Here is a 15,895-nt window from a genome sequence, read left to right as displayed (position 1 = left end):
AGAGCCAGAGCCAGAGCCAGAGCCAGAGCCAGAGCCAAAAACAAAGAAAAAATAGGGCGGAATTATGCTGACAATCGATAAGGCAAAGCATCACTGCAATATTGAGCAGGAATTCACTGAAGATGATGATTGGTTCGATGTTCGCATTAAGGCTGCTGTCCGATATGTCGAGAACTATACCCGCCGGAAAATGTATTACGAGGAGGCTGATCCAGCATATTTATTGGATCCTGACGCCCTGCTTTACGGGGAAGATATTGAAACAGCCATGCTGCTTCTTATTGCGCATTGGTATGAGAACCGCGAAGCAGTAAACGTGGGCAATATCACGACCACCTTTGATTTTGCTGTTGAATCGCTTCTTCAACCCTATCGGATATACGGCCTATGAAATCGGGGAGAATGCGCAACCGCGTTATGCTGCAAAAGCCCGGAGAAGGGCGTTTGCCGTCAGGGCAGCCCAGTACAGGCTGGGTTGATGTTAAATCCGTGCGTGCAGATATCTCTGATATCTCTGGGCGGGAATTATTGGATTCAGGCGCTGAAGTGGCTGGTACCACTACGCGCATTTGGATCAGGAAATATCCTGATGCGGTGCCGACGGCCGCCTGGCGAATCGTTCATCTTCCTCCTACTGGCAGCAATGAAATCTACAATGTGAAATCAGTGCTCAGCGGAGAAAATGGCACGCGTCTTGAGATTCTATGTGAGGAGGGGATAAAGCAATGATCGGAGCCAATCTGGATTTTAGCGACCTTCTTAATTTGGCGGAGGATTTGGCCGTTCTGAGCAAAGCCGAAACCAAAAAGGTACTCAATCAGGCCGCGCGGGCTGGCGCTGAAGTGATACGTGATGCCGTTGAAGAAGGTGCGCCGAAACTCACCGGGAAGCTGGCACGTAACATTGTCGTGGTGAGCCGTAAGTCAGGACCTGGTGAAGCGGTGGCCGGTGTTCATATTCGCGGTACCAATCCCAACGGAACGAACAGCGATAACACAACCAAGGGTGCCAGCCGTAATAACGCCTTTTACTGGCGCTTCATCGAGCTGGGCACATCGAAGATGCCCGCTAATCCTTTCGTTCGCCCGGCCTACGATACCAATCAGGAACTGGCGGCGCAGGCCGGGTTTGATGAGCTGAACAAGGCCATTGATGAGGTATTGTCAAAATGACAGAAGCCGATGTTTACCCTCTGATCGGCGGGCTGTGCACCGGTAAAGTTTTTCCGTATGTCGCGCCGCAGGGCACCGTTGCGCCGTGGCTGGTGTTCAGCCTGCCGTCAGATAATGAAGATGACGTTATGTGCGGGCAGTCCGGGGCGTCGTCGAACTCCGTTCAGATAGACGTTTATGCCACAACAATCGACGAGGCAACGGCTATCCGGGCTCAGGCCAAAGAAGCTCTCAATCCTTTAATGCCAACCTCCCTCATGGGTACCAAAGGTTACGAATCTGACACCGGCTTATACCGGGCGACGATCGAAGTTCAAATCTGGGAATAGTTTCACTCACCCCAATCAGCCGCCTCCGGGCGGTTTTTTTATGTCTGGAGATCATCACATGGTCAGTAAGTACGAAAAAACGCAGGGAACACTCGTCAGTATTTCCAGTGCCCCGGCGACCACACCAAATCCCGTTGGCGCTACCTGGATTGATGCCCAATGCGCGACGAAGGAAATCAGCTACACCGGTGGTCAAAAGTCAGATATTGACGTCACCACGCTGTGCTCAACCGAACAGGAACAGACAAACGGTCTGGCTGCACCCGCTGAAATGACGCTTTCCCGCAACTGGGCTGGCAGCGAAGCCGCGCAGGAAGCGCTGCAAACGGCATACGACAACGACGAGATCCGCGCGATTAAAGTCGTTTTCCCGTCAGGCAACGGCTTTGCCTATCTCTGCGAAGTTCGCCAGAACTCATGGAGCGCATCGACGTCCGGCGTGGTCACCGCGTCGTACACGCTGCGCATCAAGGGCAAGCCAGAGCGTATCCGTCCGGCAACAACCTAAGCGGCTTCGGCCGCTTTTTTATTATCTGAAACTTACCGGGGAAATTAATGAGCAAAGTTAAATCAGTTGTATCACTTCGCACGCTGGCGCTGGCGCCGCTGTCGGGTTTTCGTAAGAAAGTTGTGACCGTTCCTGAGTGGGGCGATGCAGCCGTGACGATCCGTGAACCCTCTTCTAAGGGCTGGATTGAATGGCAACAGATCATCAGCCCCGACGTGCCGGAAGGCCAGGAGCCGGTAAAAATGACACCGGCGCAGACCGTTCACCGAAATATTAAGGCCGACGTCATTCTCTTCATCGATGTGCTGCTGGATGAGAACGATCAGCCAGTCTTTAAAGAGGAAGATCGGGGGCTGGTCGAAAGCATTTACGGCCCGGTGCATTCCCGTTTACTTAAGCAGGCGCTGGAACTTAGCACTACGGCGGAAGCCGCTGAAAAAAAGTCAGAGAGCCTGGCACCTTCTTCTTAATGACGCTGGCGCTCCGCCTAGGTCGCACGCTGAATGAGCTGAAAAATACACTTCCCGCCAGTGAGCTGAAGTTGTGGATGGAGTTTGACCGCATCAGCCCAATCGGTGACCGGCGCGCCGATCTGCATGCAGCACAAATCACCGCCGCCGTATTCAACGCTCAGGGCGGTAAGGTCAGTCTTGATGATGCCCTGCTTCAGTGGCAGGAGGCCGAAGTGGAAACAGAAGAAAACGGCCTCGAAGGATTCCTCGGCAAGCTTGCAGATTAACACCCGCTCCGGCGGGTTTTTTTATGGGTGAAATATGGCAACGCTGCGCGAACTAATTATTAAAATCTCTGCTAATTCGACGTCGTTTCAAAGTGAAATAGCCCGCGCCTCGCGCATGGGTGAAAACTATTACAGAACGATGGAGCAGGGAAGCCGCAGGGCAGAGTCCGCATCGCGTCAAAGCCAGCGCGCAATCGCCGACCTTAACGGCCAGTTATCGGGGATCAGCGACACTGCCAAAGATATGGCGGGGATTTTCGCCGGTGCTTTCGCCACCGGCCACCTGATCAATCTTGCCGACGAATGGAATCAGGTTAATGCCCGTTTAAAGCAGGCATCTCAATCGACAGAAGATTTCAGCAATAACCAAAAAGCGCTGATGGCGATTAGCCAGGTGACCGGCACGGCATTTGGGGATAACGCCAGCCTGTTTGCCCGTTCCGCTGCCTCTATGCGCGAATTCGGGTATTCCTCGCAGGACGTTTTGAAAATCACCGAGTCAGTTTCGACCGGGTTAAAGCTGTCAGGGGCAAGTGCGGAAGAAAGCAGCTCTGTCATTACGCAGTTCAGCCAGGCGTTAGCGCAGGGCGTCTTGCGCGGCGAAGAATTCAACGCCGTGAATGAATCCGGCGACCGTGTGATCCGCGCGCTGGCGGCGGGCATGGGCGTAGCCCGAAAAGATTTAAAGGCGATGGCCGATCAGGGCCAGCTCACGATCGACAAAGTGGTGCCAGCGCTCATCAGCCAGCTCGGCACGTTGCGCGGTGAGTTTGCCAGCCTCCCGGCGTCTGTCAGCGGGTCAGTAACGAAAGCTGAAAACGCCTTTCAGGCGTGGGTCGGCGCACAGAATCAGGCAACTGGCGTCACTGCTTCACTGAGCGGGTTGCTGGACGGCCTCGCTAATAACATGGATGAGGTCGCCTCAACTCTCGGCATTCTGGTGGGTATTGGTGCGGTGCGCTTCTTTGGCAACATGGCGTCAGGCGTCGGTTCAGCCACCACGCAAATGATCGCAGCGCAGCGGGCTGAAGTTGCTCTGGCTGCAGCACAGGTTCGCGGCACGCAGATTTCAACTGCACGTGCACGTGCAACAGTTTACCGAGCACAGCAAGCCAAAGCAGCAGCTGTTGGCGCCGATCAGCAAGCCGCAGCAGAGAGAAGATTAACGGCCGCACAAGCTCAACTAACAAGGAATATGGCTGCCCGCGAGGCAGCGCAGACCCGACTTAACTCTATTTCATCAATAGGTGCACGTCTCGGCAGTGGTCTTTTAGGCGCGGTTGGAGGAATACCGGGTATTGTTTTAGGGATCGGTGCTGCATGGCTTTATACCTCTCAGCAAAATGAACAGGCGAGAAGAGAGGCTCAAGAATACGGTAAGACTATTGAAGATATTAGGCAAAAAACCAAATCAATGGGCTTAACCGATGCGTCAGATAATATCCCAAAAGCACAATCTGCTTTTGCGGAGCAGAATAGATTAATTGAGGAACAGAGTAAGAAAGTTAAATCTCTTCAAGGCGACATAAATACATTAAATGAGGCACGTAATAATCCTTCATATAGTGGATATGTTAAAGATGCGGATTTAACTAGTTCGGTAACAGCAGTAACAGCAAAGCTTGCGGTTGAGCAAGAACGTCTTAATCAGATGCAATCGAAGTCTGATGAAATTCAGTCTGTGTTGGCTGGTTTGGAATACCGCCGCATAGAATTAATTCGGCAACAAGCCGCAGAGCAAAATACCGCTTATCAGTCCCTGTTAATGATGAACGGCCAGCACACTGAATTTAACCGCCTTCTCTCCCTGGGTAATACGCTGCTTCAGTCCCGTGCCGGTCTGGTCAATTCGCCGATGCGCGTGCCGCAGGCGGACGTATCAACCAAGGATCAGCAGAGCCTGCAGCAGAGGCAGCAGCAGGCTGAACTCGCAGGCCTGACCGGTCTGGCGAAAGTTCGCCGGCAGGCGCAGTTTGATCTGGAGAAGATGGGTAAAACCGGTGCTGAAAACGCAACGTACTCCATCCAGTACACCAAAGCCTTAGAAGACGAATACAACAATACCCAGCGGTTAGCGGATGCCAAAAAAGGCGCGAGTGCCGCAACCAAAGAGCAGAACAAAGCCGAGCGGGAAGCCGCGGCGCAGGCTGAGCAGTACACCCGGAAGATGGCCGATCTGAGTGTGGCCATTGAGGTGCAGAGGGTCAGGGCGACTGAGGGTGAAAAGGCTTCAGAGCTTTACGCTGCGTCTCACCAGACCGGTACCAAATGGACGGAAGCGCAAATCAAAGCGATCCGTGAGTCGTCTGAAGAACTGGCGAAGTGGAATCAGAAAGCGGATGAAACGGTCAGAAAACAGCGTGAGCAGGCCGACGCGCTGAAAGACCTCACTGACGCCGCCAGAAAATACCGCGACGAAACCGCACTTACAACGGAGACGGCTGGCCTCAGTGACCGTCAGCGTTCTCGGTTTGATGAAACGCAGCAGGTTGACCGGGTTTTCGCCAAAACCGACCAGGGCGCGGCTGCTATCTCAGCGCGCAACGCTGCACTGACAGAACTGGACAATAAGTATAAGGCAACGGCGGCAGCTGAAGCTGACTGGATGTCCGGCGCCTCACGAGGCTATAGCAACTGGCTGGAAGAAATCAGCAACGTGTCCGGCACTGTTTCTGATGGCGTTAAAACCACTATGGACAGCGCATTCAGCAATGTGACCTCAATGCTGGAGGGCAACAAGGTCAGCTGGAAGTCATGGGGTGTTTCTGTTTTGCAGATCATCGAAAAGGTGGCGCTGCAGATGGCGGTTGTCAGCGCAATGGGCGGCGGCTCCTCTTCTTCATCTGGGATTTTTGGATCACTGATCGGCGGGGTTGCGAGCTACTTCGGTGGATCAGGCGCATCAGGCGCTGCCTCTTCCAGCGCATTCTCTTCGGGGTCTTATAACAGCCTCAGCCTTAATGCTAAGGGCGGTGTTTATGACTCTCCATCCCTCAGCTCATTCAGCAACGGCGTTTACAGCTCACCCACTATGTTCGCGTTTGCGAAAGGTGCCGGTGTGTTTGGAGAGGCGGGGCCAGAAGCGATCATGCCGCTGACCCGCGCAGCCGACGGTTCGCTGGGTGTCCGGGCGCTCGGTGCTGGCGCTTCCGGGGCGGGTGGCAACAGCGCACCGCAGGTCTACATCACAATCGACAGCAACGGCAACGCCAGCACTGAGTCATCCGGTGGATGGGAGCAGTTCGGCACGCAGATCGCCAACTATGTCAATCAGCTCTATCAGCAGAACAAGATGAAGGATCTGCGCCCCGGCGGCGACATCTGGAACGCAATGAAAAACAGGTGATCAATGGCTATTCAAACATTCACGTGGTGCCCGCGTTTAAACGCCGAAGCCGACACAACCTTTCGCACGCGGAAAGCGCAGTTCGGCGACGGGTACACCCAGGTTGCCGGAGATGGTTTAAACCCAAAAAGTCAAAAGTGGACGCTGAGCTTTACCGGCAATGAGAGTTACATCGGTGCGATTAAAGCGTTTCTGGATGCCCATCAGGGAACAAAGGCGTTCCTTTGGAAACCACCGCTCGAGCCGCTGGCGATGTTTCGATGTGACACGTACAAGCCAACGGCGCTCGGGGCGGGGAAATACACCCTTGATGCTACTTTCGAACAGGCGTTTAAACCATGAGCATTAACAGCGATTATCAGAAACTCGAGCCGGGCGACACCGTCAGGCTTTTTGAAGTCGATGGAACTGCCTTTGGCACGGGCGATGTCCTCAGATTTCACAATTACAATCTGCCTTACACAGAGGCAGAAATTGAGGCGGCGAATCCGGTCAGCCCGATCCGTTTGGATAATACTCTCCTCGACAGCCGCGTCACCTTTACCCGGTCAGGCTCTGTAAGTTACATCGGAGCGGATGGGGCGATTAAACAGGCAGCAGCGAATCAGTGGCCTCTTGAATATCTCGGTGGTGTGGGAAGGACTGAGCCTGAGAGTGCTGCCACAAATTTACTAACTTATTCGTCTCAATTTGAAAATGCATCATGGACAAAACTTGCATCATCTGTAAATCAAAATCTAGCCGTAGCTCCCGATGGATCAATGACGGCAGATCACCTCATACCCAACACGGGCGCTACAACTCATCCGATATATAAAAGCTTTATACCGACGACTAATACCACCTACACATTCAGTGTCTATCTGAAGGCCGGGGCCTATGCGTTTGCGAATGTTCAAGTTGTTCAAGCCGCAAACTTAGTCGCTGTTAACAACATAATGGTCAACTTATCAACTGGTGTGATCGTATCTGCAAACGATATGAGTCGGTCACGAATTCAGTCAGTGGGTGGAGGCTGGTACAGAGTCAGCACTACGGTCACCACAGCCGCCTCGATTACGGGTAGTGGTGACATAAGGCCAGCAATTTACCCTCAGGCAACACAGTCATCAACATCGTTTGCAGGGAATGGAGTCAGCGGCATTTATCTTTGGGGTGCACAATTAGAGATTGGAGCTCTCGCCAGTAGTCAAATTGAAACAACAAACTTAGCCATCACTAGGGCTGCAGCTGTGGCTTCAATTCCAGCTAACGGCGCATCGGCAATCAAGATAACGTACTCCTCCGGCGAGACAACAACCTTGCCATTTGGCGGCGCATCTTCTATCCAGATTCCAACTGCCACAAAGGCATGGGGAACACGCTACATTACCGACATTGAATATGTAGGTGGAACACCCGCTTACGATGAATCGAAGCTTCCGGCAAAATCAATCTGGTGGCAGGGCAATGAATACTCAGCCTGGCCCGTACAGATTGAAGGCATTGAGGCATCAACCAGCGGAAGTGGCGCACAGCCAAAACTGACAGTGGCAAACCTCGACGGTTCGATCACCGCGCTTTGTCTGGCGTATGACGACATGCTTCAGGCGGTTGTGACGATTCACGATACGCTGGCGCAGTATCTCGACGCACGAAACTTTGCCGGTGGGAACGCCACGGCTGATGCCACGCAGGAAAAGTTGCAGGTTTTCTACATCGACAGCAAAAGCATGGAAACCAACATCTCTGTTGAGTTCACGCTGAGCAGCCCGATGGATTTGCAGGGATTGATGATCCCGACGCGACAACTGCATTCACTTTGCACCTGGTGCATCCGTGGCAAATACCGATCAGGTGATGGCTGCGATTACGCCGGTACCAATTATTTCGATAAGCACGGTAATCCGGTAAGCGATCCGTCTCTCGACGTATGCAACGGCACGCTCAACACTGGCTGCAAACCCCGTTTCGGAGCAAATAACGAATTGCCGTTCGGCGGCTTCCCTGGCACCTCCCTGATTAAGAGCTGACTATGCGCGATAAAACCCTGCAGGATATTTTTGAACATGCCCGGCAGAGCTACCCACACGAATGCTGTGGTGTGGTAGCGCAGAAAAGCCGGGTAGAGCGTTACTTCCCCTGTGCCAATCTGGCAGCAAATCCGAGTGAAGACTTTCACCTTGACCCAATTGGGTATGCTGAGGCTGAGGACTGGGGAACGGTTATTGCCATTGTTCACAGCCACCCAGATGCAACAACCCAGCCGAGCGAGCTGGATAAGGCGCAGTGCGACGGAACAGAATTACCCTGGCACATCGTGAGCTGGCCGGAGGGGGATTTTCGCACCATACAGCCCCGCGGCGAGTTGCCGCTACTCGAGCGGCCGTTTGTGCTCGGCCACACCGACTGCTGGGGGCTGGTCATGAGCTATTACAGGCAAACCCACGGCATTGAACTGACCGATTACCGCGTAGATTACCCATGGTGGGAGAATGATTATCCGGATAACTTTTACCAGGAATGCTGGTATGAATGCGGGTTCCGAGAAGTCAGCGGGCCACCAATGCCCGGCGATATGGTGATCATGCAGGTGCAATCCAATAAGTGGAATCATGCCGGTATCTTGCTCGAGGGCAATATGCTTCTTCATCACATGTACGGGATGCTCAGTCAGCGCGTGCCTTACGGTGGGTACTGGCAGGAACGGACAATGAAAATTGTCAGGCACAAAGATCTGATGTAGACGCGTTGCCTTGCTGAGTGGTGCTGCTATCATTCTTCCAATAACTCAGAGGGATGATAATGAAAAAACTACTCATAGCAGTGCTGGCATTTAGTCTGGTTGGATGTATGACAAGTTCATTGGAATCACAAAAACCAATATTCTCAGCTCACAGTAACAAAAATGCAGAAGCTATAAATCGTTGTCTTGCGCCGAAGTGGGTTGAGTTGAAGCCTTCAAGCACAAGTATACCAACGGAGACGGGTTATAAAATTACTGCATCAGACGACATATTTGGTGCGCTGGCTGTAACTAATATTGTTAGCGCAGGTTCTGGCGGAAGTGATGTTTCAGTGTATGCAGTGTCAAAAGGTTGGAATGACCACTGGGGTTCTGCCGCAAGATCATGCATGTAGAGTATAAATAAATAAGTAAGCCACCCTTTTGGGTGGTTTTTTTTTGGAGTTTTTATGGCTCAAATAATGCAGGAAAAAATGACGGTAATTGAACTGTCAGGATCTTTGGCAAAGCAATTTGGTAAAACACACAAGAGATTAGTGCGCACTAAGGCAGAGGCTATTCATGCTTTATGCAAAACAATAAATAATTTCGAACGATATCTTAATAATAGTAAGTTGAGAGGGCTTACTTTTGCTGTGTTCGTCGGGAAAAAGAATGTTGGAATTGATGATCTGGGATATCCGGTTACAGATGATGTTATTAAAATTGTCCCTGTAATTATAGGTAGCAAACAAGCAGGGGTATTGCAGACTATAATCGGAGCGGTATTAGTTGTTGTTGGCGTCGTAATAGGAGTGATGTCTGCAGGGACTTTGTCTGCTGTAGGCTTCGGGATGGCAAAACTTGGAGCAGCAATGGCCCTTGGCGGCGTGATCCAAATGCTTTCTCCTCAAACCGGCGGACTTGCCAGCAAACAGGATGCCGATAACCAGGCCTCATATGCCTTCGGTGGTGTCACGAATACAGCAGCTCAAGGATACCCTGTTCCGCTTCTTTACGGAAAACGCCGGATCGGTGGAGCGATTATTTCAGCCGGTATTTATGTTGAAGATCAGCAGTAATTTAATCAACGCCGAAAGGCGGGAGTGAGTTATGACTTTAGAACAACGTGTTGAAGTATTAGAAGAGAAAATGCAGGTTATTCAAGAGGGGATTGAAGCGAAAGAAGAAAACCTTGCACTTGCAAGAGCGGCCATATCTCAGGCCGCAAAAAAAGGCATTGAGGATATATTAGCCGAGAAGGCGTAGACCCTCATTCAAAACCTTAACTACAGCACCATCCTGTTTATGAACGCTAATTGCTTCATTCATAATGCTCTTGATATCAGCAATTTCATTAGGGTGCATTTTCTGGACTAATAATTTAATTAGATATTCAGTCCCTCCCATTCGGTACTGTAGTGTTTCAATTTCATCTTTTAAATCTTGAATAGTTTTATCATCTGACATGGAATGTCCTTACCCAGAGTTAATCAGCCATCCCTCCAGTTAATGACGGTCATGCTCCAACATGGCCGGGCTGAGCCCTGAGCGTAAATCACATTATCCTTACAAAACATCCTGATATTTGATCAGGTATCCATCATTAGCCGCCTTTGTGCGGCTTTTTTTATGGGCGCAATATGGCAACCGCAACCAAAATAAAAGGCCGCAAAGGCGGCAGTTCATCATCCCGCACGCCCGTAGAACAACCAGATGACCTTCAATCTATCGCGAAAGCAAAACTGCTTATTGCTTTGGGGGAGGGCGAGTTTGGCGGCGGCCTGACTGGACAGTCAATTTTTCTTGATGGGACACCGCTTCTAAACAGTGACGGCTCGAGTAACTTTAGCGGCGTAGCGTGGGAGTTCCGAGCTGGGACACAGGCGCAATCTTACATTCAGGGATTGCCGGGCACAGAGAATGAAATAACTGTGGGTACCGAAGTAAAAAGTACCGTTGCCTGGACGCACACTTTCACCAACACCCAACTCTCAGCTATTCGCTTGCGCCTGAAATGGCCGTCACTTTTCAGACAGAAAGATGATGGGGATCTGGTGGGGTATTCCGTCAATTACACCGTCGAGTTGCAGACTGATGGCGGAGCATTTCAGACTGTTATTAATACCGCTGTTACCGGGAAAACTACCTCAGGATATGAGCGTAGCCACCGGATAGATTTGCCAAATGCGGGATCCACCTGGACTATTCGCCTCCGCAAAACAACCGCTGATGCGAACAGCGCCAAAATTGGCGACTCAATGACAATCCAAAGCTATACGGAAGTCATTGATGCAAAATTGCGGTATCCAAATACAGCCTTGCTGTACATCGAATTTGACTCCAGCCAGTTCAACGGCTCTATTCCGCAGGTTTCTTGCGAGCCACAGGGGCGTGTAATTCGCGTGCCTGATACCTATGACCCGGTCACTCGCACATACAGCGGAACATGGACCGGTTCATTTAAGTGGGCATGGTCAGACAACCCAGCATGGGTGTTCTACGACCTTGTGGTAACTGACCGGTTTGGCCTGGGTAACCGTCTCACTGCGGCAAACATCGATAAATGGGAGCTTTACCAGGTCGCGCAATATTGCGATCAGATGGTTCCCGATGGCAAGGGCGGCAGCGGTACAGAGCCGCGCTATATCTGCAATGTTTACGTGCAAAGCAGGAATGATGCTTATACGGTTTTAAGAGACTTTGCGGCCATCTTCCGCGGCATGACGTACTGGGGTGGGAATCAGATTGTTGCCCTGGCTGACATGCCGCGCGATATCGATTACAGCTACACACGTGCAAACGTGATTGATGGTCAGTTCAGTTACTCCAGCAGCACTACGAAAACCAGATACACGACCGCTCTGGTGTCATGGTCTGATCCTGACAATGCTTATGCTGACGCCATGGAACCTGTCTTTGAGCAAGACCTGGTCACGCGGTACGGCTTCAATCAGTTAGAGCTCACGGCTATTGGTTGCACCCGGCAATCAGAAGCGAACAGAAAGGGGCGATGGGGGATCCTGACGAATAACAAAGACCGGGTGATAACGTTCGGTGTCGGGCTTGACGGCATGATCCCGCAGCCGGGTTACATTATTGCAGTTGCTGACGAAATGCTGTCGGGAAAAGTAACGGGTGGCCGCATCAGCTCGGTGAATGGCAGGGCGATTACTTTAGACCGCGCCCCGGATGCGGTCGCCGGCGGGAGGCTTATTTTAAATCTTCCATCTGGTGCGGCACAGACGCGCACGATTCAGTCTGTGTCGGGAAAGGTCGTCACCGTCACCACCACCTACAGCGAAACGCCCGAAGCTGAAAGCGTGTGGGTTGTAGAATCAAATGAGCTGTATGCGCAGCAATACCGCGTGCTCAGCGTCGCAGACAATAACGACAACACATTCACTATTTCCGCGTCTTATCATGACCCGGATAAATATGCGCGCATCGATACCGGCGCCATTATTGACGAACGTCCGATCAGTGTTATCCCGCCGGGTCATCAGTCGGCACCGGCCAACATTCAGATCGGCTCTTACTCTGTGGTCAATCAGGGGATCAGCGTTCAGACCATGCGGGCGACGTGGGACGCGACTGCGAATGCTATAGCTTACGAGGCACAGTGGCGTCGTAATGACGGCAACTGGGTAAACGTTCCGCGCAGCTCTACCACGTCGTTTGAAGTGCCAGGCATTTACGCTGGCCGCTATCTTGTGCGCGTGCGGGCCATCAACGCGGCGGAGATTTCCAGCGGGTGGGGTTACTCGGTTGAAGTTACGCTGACCGGTAAAGAGGGTAATCCACCGAAGCCAGTAGGTTTTACGGCCACCGGCATCAACTGGGGGATCCAGCTTAACTGGGGCTTCCCGGAAAATACCTCTGACACGTTGAAAACAGAAATCCAGTACACGCCGAACTCCGATCAGTCGAACCCGCTATTACTGTCTGATGTCCCATATCCACAGGCAACTTATACGCAGCTGGGATTAAGGGCTGGTCAGGTTTTCTGGTACCGGGCTCAGCTGGTTGATAAGACCGGTAATGAGTCAGGGTATACCGATTGGATCAGAGGCATGGTGAACGATAACGCCGATGATTATCTGGGCGATATTGCTGATGATTTCCTCAACTCTGCTGACGGTGACCGGCTGACGGGTGACATTGAAACCAACATCGACGCCATCCTTCAGAATGCCTTAAACCTCAACTCAACCGTTGATCACCAGTTCGCTCAAAACGGTGAGGTGCGGGCAGATATTCTGACGGTTAAAACCACCATTGCCGAAGTCGACCAGGCGATGGCAGATCTTACCACTCAGGTTCAGGCACAAATTGGAGACGTGACGGCTGCTCTGGAAGACAAACTCACTGCCGTTGTTGATGCCAGCGGGGCATCTGCTATTTACACGCTGAGAACCGGCGTTCGCATCAATGGGGTCATGTACAACGCGGGTATGTCGATTGCGGTGCTGGCGCAGTCCGGGCAGCCGGTAGTCACCCGAGTTGGGTTCAACGCAAACCAGTTTGTGCTGATGAGCGGGTCCGGCACCACCCAATATTCACCGTTTGCAGTGGTGAACGGGCAGGTGTTTATCAGCGATGCATTTATCCAGGATGGAACAATCACCAATGCGAAGATCGGTAACTTCATACAGTCAAATAACTTTGACGGTTCAACGCAGGGCTGGCAGTTAAGCAAATCAGGTACGTTTATCAACCTTGGGAACGCTGGCGGCGCCGGTGCAATGAAGCAGACGAATACCACGATCAGCACCAAGGACGATAACGGCGTGCTTCGCGTCCAAGTCGGTCTAATTACGGGGGCCTGGTAATGGCTAACTGGGGGATCCAAACGTGGGATGCAAGCGGCAATCCTAATAACACCGGTATCGTGCCGGTGTTGGTTGTGGCAACCGTTTATTTAAGTGCCGGGCAGATTTCCGGCACGTACTCATATACCGTCCCGTCAGGGTTTCGTGTTGAAGCAATCCAGTCCCCAATTACAGGTGATGCTTATTCTGGGTCACGTCGGAAAGTTACAGGCTCTGGTGGCACGATAACGCTCAGCGATGCATCCGGCGATTACTCGGCAGGAACGTACACCGCTGATGAGTGTTGGCTAATAATTTATTTGGTGAAGGCATAATGGCAACTTGGGGAGCACTTTTTACCGATCAGTATGGGAACCCATGGACCACCCCGGACACGACACCAATGTGTCTGGTGCAGAAAATAGTTTTAAATCCCTCATCGGCTGGCTCGTATACGCTGCCTGTCAATTCATCATCGCCGTTTATTATTGCCTGCCATGCCACTGTGTCGAATGTGCTTTTTTATATCAGAAAGGTTGATTCTACGTACACCTTGAATTATTCGGTGGCAGGCGTGGGGGGAAGCCCCGGAACGGTGACCATATATATTTTTGGATACGTTATACCCCAACCGTTACCGAAGTGGGGAGTGGCTATCTGGAATGCTGCCGGGCAATGCATTTTAACGAATGAAACTAAGGTGATGAACCCGCCGGTAGGCTACGGGACAATTGGTTCCACGACAGATATTGGCTACCTGGTCGATAAAACAGTCAGTGGGAAATGGGCTGTGCTGCCCCGCGTTATGGGTGTTGTGGTTGGGGTTTTAGGAACGACCCAGCCGCGCCCATGGTCTTCACCCATTGATACCTCGGCATATTATAACGGCTCGTCTACGAGGATTACGGCGGGTCAGCGTGACGCTCCTGGCGGGGAATTACACAATGTGGGTTATTCAAACTCCAGAGACCAGATATTCGCAATAGATGTTTCTCGTTATTAATCAACTAATAATGAAAACGATCGTTATAAACGATCAATATCAGATAATTGATCTATATAACCAATTATCCATGCCCGATTTTGATTGCTAATGTCCTTTCATCTACGTTGAAAGGGACATAAACATGAGAAATATCCTAATGGTTCTTGCCGTTGTTCTGCTTGTTTCAGGCTGTGCTGGAATGCTTGAAAAGCAGGAGCCAGTCTGTTCTGGAACAGCACTGATCGCAGGGCAGGAAACCACTGTTCAGATTTATGGCGTACGCAAGGTTGGGAGTCAAACCCAGTACAAAGGCGGTGATCCTTTCGGCTGGCGCTGGGTTAGTAAAACTAACTTCATCCGCACCACGTGCGATAAGTAATTAAACCATTTTCAAAAATAACCCGCTTCGGCGGGTTTTTTTATGCCCGGAGAAAAGCATGTCAGCAGGCACAATCGCATTAACTAATAATTCAGCAAATGTGACCGGTACCGGAACAGCATTCACGACCGATTTGAAAGCGGGTGATTTCGCTGTCGTTATTGTCGGCGGGGTGACTTACACGCTGGGTATCAAAGCAATAACCTCGGCAACAGCTCTAACATTGATAACCGCCTATGGCGGCCCGACTGCATCTGGAAACGCATGGACAGCAGTACCGAATGCGACACTGGTGGGTATCACCGCACAGGTTGCCGCCGATGTGGCAAAGGCTATCCGGGGATTAAATCTGGATAAGGCTAATTGGCAGCAGGTGTTCAGCGGTACCGGAACCATTACGGTTACGTTGCCAGATGGTTCAACGTATTCAGGCCCCGCCTGGAACAGCCTTACTACTTTACTCAACAACAAGGCTGCGAAGGGCGCAAATAACGACATAACATCCATTTCCGGACTGACGACCGCGCTGACAATTGCGCAAGGGGGAACTGGTGCTACAACCGCCGCCGCCGCCAGAACGGCATTGGGTGCTTACCCTACTACCGGCGGTACTATCAACGGCGCCGTTACTGCTACCGGAGCGGTAACCGGTGGCGCGGGCGGGGGTTTAGGCGTTACTGCGAGTGAACAGAACAGAGTGGAGGTGAATAACAACTCTGCCGGGGGGTCTGGCCCTGGTACACCGATGGGGTGGACGGTATACCGGTGGTACACCGAACTGGCGCAGACAGGTATTCGGCGCGCGGGGGATACTACGATCCAATCGTATTTCGTTGCGTTGTCCGGCGGGGGCGGATGGGAGTTTCTCCGCGGCGGCAATGCGACAGCGTCCGGCACCTGGACATCTGGATCTGATATCCGC

18 protein-coding genes and 3 pseudogenes are annotated in these 15,895 nt (G+C 51.8%); 20 read left to right on the top strand and 1 reads right to left on the bottom strand.

Annotated features, from left to right (window positions below; all coding sequences use genetic code 11):
* The first annotated feature begins 64 nt into the window (after positions 1 to 64).
* From ED901_RS08905 to ED901_RS25070, 15 genes and pseudogenes are all read left to right on the top strand, one after another.
* The gene (locus ED901_RS08905; protein WP_122095689.1) at positions 65 to 391 is read left to right on the top strand and encodes a head-tail connector protein; all 327 of its coding nucleotides are present in this window, start codon (positions 65 to 67) and stop codon (positions 389 to 391) included.
* Positions 392 to 402: 11 nt separating this feature from the next.
* Entirely contained in the window at positions 403 to 729 is a 327-nt protein-coding gene (locus ED901_RS08900) for a phage head closure protein (protein ID WP_240993899.1), read from the top strand.
* On the top strand, positions 726 to 1,172 hold the full coding sequence (locus ED901_RS08895; RefSeq protein ID WP_122095687.1) for an HK97-gp10 family putative phage morphogenesis protein: 447 nt from the start codon (positions 726 to 728) through the stop codon (positions 1,170 to 1,172). Before ED901_RS08900 ends, ED901_RS08895 begins: the two co-directional genes overlap by 4 nt.
* Positions 1,169 to 1,501 (top strand): DUF3168 domain-containing protein, encoded by a 333-nt coding sequence (locus ED901_RS08890; RefSeq protein ID WP_122095686.1) that lies wholly within the window; start codon positions 1,169 to 1,171, stop codon positions 1,499 to 1,501. Before ED901_RS08895 ends, ED901_RS08890 begins: the two co-directional genes overlap by 4 nt.
* A gap of 58 nt (positions 1,502 to 1,559) precedes the next feature.
* A complete protein-coding gene (locus ED901_RS08885) occupies positions 1,560 to 2,009 on the top strand; it encodes a phage tail tube protein (RefSeq protein ID WP_122095685.1) in 450 nt (149 codons plus the stop codon).
* Positions 2,010 to 2,056: 47 nt separating this feature from the next.
* Positions 2,057 to 2,479, top strand: coding sequence for a phage tail assembly chaperone (locus tag ED901_RS08880; protein ID WP_122095684.1), 423 nt, complete (start codon positions 2,057 to 2,059; stop codon positions 2,477 to 2,479).
* Positions 2,479 to 2,748: a DUF4035 domain-containing protein gene (locus ED901_RS08875; protein WP_122095683.1), complete on the top strand. Its 270-nt coding sequence runs from the start codon at positions 2,479 to 2,481 to the stop codon at positions 2,746 to 2,748. The genes ED901_RS08880 and ED901_RS08875 overlap by 1 nt, the downstream gene beginning before the upstream one ends.
* A 34-nt stretch (positions 2,749 to 2,782) precedes the next feature.
* Entirely contained in the window at positions 2,783 to 6,094 is a 3,312-nt protein-coding gene (locus tag ED901_RS08870; protein ID WP_122095682.1) for a phage tail tape measure protein, read from the top strand.
* Between the two features lie 3 nt (positions 6,095 to 6,097).
* Positions 6,098 to 6,436, top strand: coding sequence for a phage tail protein (locus ED901_RS08865; protein ID WP_122095681.1), 339 nt, complete (start codon positions 6,098 to 6,100; stop codon positions 6,434 to 6,436).
* Positions 6,433 to 6,579, top strand: a pseudogene (locus ED901_RS08860) (phage minor tail protein L); the annotation flags it as partial. The gene ED901_RS08865 and the pseudogene ED901_RS08860, both read left to right, overlap by 4 nt.
* A gap of 921 nt (positions 6,580 to 7,500) precedes the next feature.
* Positions 7,501 to 8,106, top strand: a pseudogene (locus ED901_RS08855) (phage minor tail protein L); the annotation flags it as partial.
* A 2-nt stretch (positions 8,107 to 8,108) separates the two neighbouring features.
* Positions 8,109 to 8,819, top strand: a complete 711-nt coding sequence (locus tag ED901_RS08850; protein WP_122095680.1) for a C40 family peptidase — start codon at positions 8,109 to 8,111, stop codon at positions 8,817 to 8,819.
* 59 nt (positions 8,820 to 8,878) lie between these two features.
* On the top strand, positions 8,879 to 9,214 hold the full coding sequence (locus tag ED901_RS08845) for a hypothetical protein (protein WP_122095679.1): 336 nt from the start codon (positions 8,879 to 8,881) through the stop codon (positions 9,212 to 9,214).
* A 66-nt stretch (positions 9,215 to 9,280) separates the two neighbouring features.
* Positions 9,281 to 9,880 (top strand): tail assembly protein, encoded by a 600-nt coding sequence (locus ED901_RS08840; RefSeq protein ID WP_122096096.1) that lies wholly within the window; start codon positions 9,281 to 9,283, stop codon positions 9,878 to 9,880.
* 31 nt (positions 9,881 to 9,911) lie between these two features.
* Positions 9,912 to 10,067 carry a hypothetical protein gene (locus ED901_RS25070; RefSeq protein WP_162997843.1) on the top strand — a complete coding sequence of 52 codons (156 nt, stop codon included), beginning with the start codon at positions 9,912 to 9,914 and terminating at the stop codon, positions 10,065 to 10,067.
* On the opposite strand, the gene ED901_RS08835 is transcribed toward ED901_RS25070, so the two are convergent.
* On the bottom strand, positions 10,050 to 10,268 hold the full coding sequence (locus ED901_RS08835) for a hypothetical protein (RefSeq protein WP_122095678.1): 219 nt from the start codon (positions 10,266 to 10,268) through the stop codon (positions 10,050 to 10,052). The two genes, ED901_RS25070 and ED901_RS08835, sit on opposite strands and share 18 nt — an antisense overlap.
* A 173-nt stretch (positions 10,269 to 10,441) precedes the next feature.
* On the opposite strand from ED901_RS08835, the gene ED901_RS08830 reads away from it, so the two are divergent.
* The 5 genes and pseudogenes from ED901_RS08830 to ED901_RS25210 form a co-directional block, all read left to right on the top strand.
* Positions 10,442 to 13,630, top strand: a complete 3,189-nt coding sequence (locus ED901_RS08830; RefSeq protein ID WP_122095677.1) for a host specificity protein J — start codon at positions 10,442 to 10,444, stop codon at positions 13,628 to 13,630.
* Positions 13,630 to 13,944, top strand: coding sequence for a hypothetical protein (locus ED901_RS08825; RefSeq protein WP_122095676.1), 315 nt, complete (start codon positions 13,630 to 13,632; stop codon positions 13,942 to 13,944). Before ED901_RS08830 ends, ED901_RS08825 begins: the two co-directional genes overlap by 1 nt.
* Entirely contained in the window at positions 13,944 to 14,612 is a 669-nt protein-coding gene (locus ED901_RS08820) for a hypothetical protein (RefSeq protein WP_122095675.1), read from the top strand. The genes ED901_RS08825 and ED901_RS08820 overlap by 1 nt, the downstream gene beginning before the upstream one ends.
* 124 nt (positions 14,613 to 14,736) lie before the next feature.
* Positions 14,737 to 14,973, top strand: a complete 237-nt coding sequence (locus ED901_RS08815; RefSeq protein WP_122095674.1) for a cor protein — start codon at positions 14,737 to 14,739, stop codon at positions 14,971 to 14,973.
* Between the two features lie 58 nt (positions 14,974 to 15,031).
* Positions 15,032 to 15,895 (top strand): annotated as a pseudogene (locus tag ED901_RS25210) (hypothetical protein); the annotation flags it as partial.

Source organism: Rahnella sp. Larv3_ips (genome assembly GCF_003697865.1).
GTDB lineage: Bacteria > Pseudomonadota > Gammaproteobacteria > Enterobacterales > Enterobacteriaceae > Rahnella > Rahnella rivi.
The sequence above is the reverse complement of the archived record's forward strand: the minus strand, read 5'-3'. Positions and strand labels throughout refer to the sequence as shown.

Excerpts from the sequence above, each read along its gene's own strand:
- ED901_RS08905 (WP_122095689.1), top strand. The coding sequence starts at position 65 with ATGCTGACAATCGATAAGGCAAAGCATCACTGCAATATTGAGCAGGAA.
- ED901_RS08900 (WP_240993899.1), top strand. The coding sequence starts at position 403 with ATGCGCAACCGCGTTATGCTGCAAAAGCCCGGAGAAGGGCGTTTGCCG.
- ED901_RS08895 (WP_122095687.1), top strand. The coding sequence starts at position 726 with ATGATCGGAGCCAATCTGGATTTTAGCGACCTTCTTAATTTGGCGGAG.
- ED901_RS08890 (WP_122095686.1), top strand. The coding sequence starts at position 1,169 with ATGACAGAAGCCGATGTTTACCCTCTGATCGGCGGGCTGTGCACCGGT.
- ED901_RS08885 (WP_122095685.1), top strand. The coding sequence starts at position 1,560 with ATGGTCAGTAAGTACGAAAAAACGCAGGGAACACTCGTCAGTATTTCC.
- ED901_RS08880 (WP_122095684.1), top strand. The coding sequence starts at position 2,057 with ATGAGCAAAGTTAAATCAGTTGTATCACTTCGCACGCTGGCGCTGGCG.
- ED901_RS08875 (WP_122095683.1), top strand. The coding sequence starts at position 2,479 with ATGACGCTGGCGCTCCGCCTAGGTCGCACGCTGAATGAGCTGAAAAAT.
- ED901_RS08870 (WP_122095682.1), top strand. The coding sequence starts at position 2,783 with ATGGCAACGCTGCGCGAACTAATTATTAAAATCTCTGCTAATTCGACG.
- ED901_RS08865 (WP_122095681.1), top strand. The coding sequence starts at position 6,098 with ATGGCTATTCAAACATTCACGTGGTGCCCGCGTTTAAACGCCGAAGCC.
- ED901_RS08850 (WP_122095680.1), top strand. The coding sequence starts at position 8,109 with ATGCGCGATAAAACCCTGCAGGATATTTTTGAACATGCCCGGCAGAGC.
- ED901_RS08845 (WP_122095679.1), top strand. The coding sequence starts at position 8,879 with ATGAAAAAACTACTCATAGCAGTGCTGGCATTTAGTCTGGTTGGATGT.
- ED901_RS08840 (WP_122096096.1), top strand. The coding sequence starts at position 9,281 with ATGCAGGAAAAAATGACGGTAATTGAACTGTCAGGATCTTTGGCAAAG.
- ED901_RS25070 (WP_162997843.1), top strand. The coding sequence starts at position 9,912 with ATGACTTTAGAACAACGTGTTGAAGTATTAGAAGAGAAAATGCAGGTT.
- ED901_RS08835 (WP_122095678.1), bottom strand. The coding sequence starts at position 10,268 with ATGTCAGATGATAAAACTATTCAAGATTTAAAAGATGAAATTGAAACA.
- ED901_RS08830 (WP_122095677.1), top strand. The coding sequence starts at position 10,442 with ATGGCAACCGCAACCAAAATAAAAGGCCGCAAAGGCGGCAGTTCATCA.
- ED901_RS08825 (WP_122095676.1), top strand. The coding sequence starts at position 13,630 with ATGGCTAACTGGGGGATCCAAACGTGGGATGCAAGCGGCAATCCTAAT.
- ED901_RS08820 (WP_122095675.1), top strand. The coding sequence starts at position 13,944 with ATGGCAACTTGGGGAGCACTTTTTACCGATCAGTATGGGAACCCATGG.
- ED901_RS08815 (WP_122095674.1), top strand. The coding sequence starts at position 14,737 with ATGAGAAATATCCTAATGGTTCTTGCCGTTGTTCTGCTTGTTTCAGGC.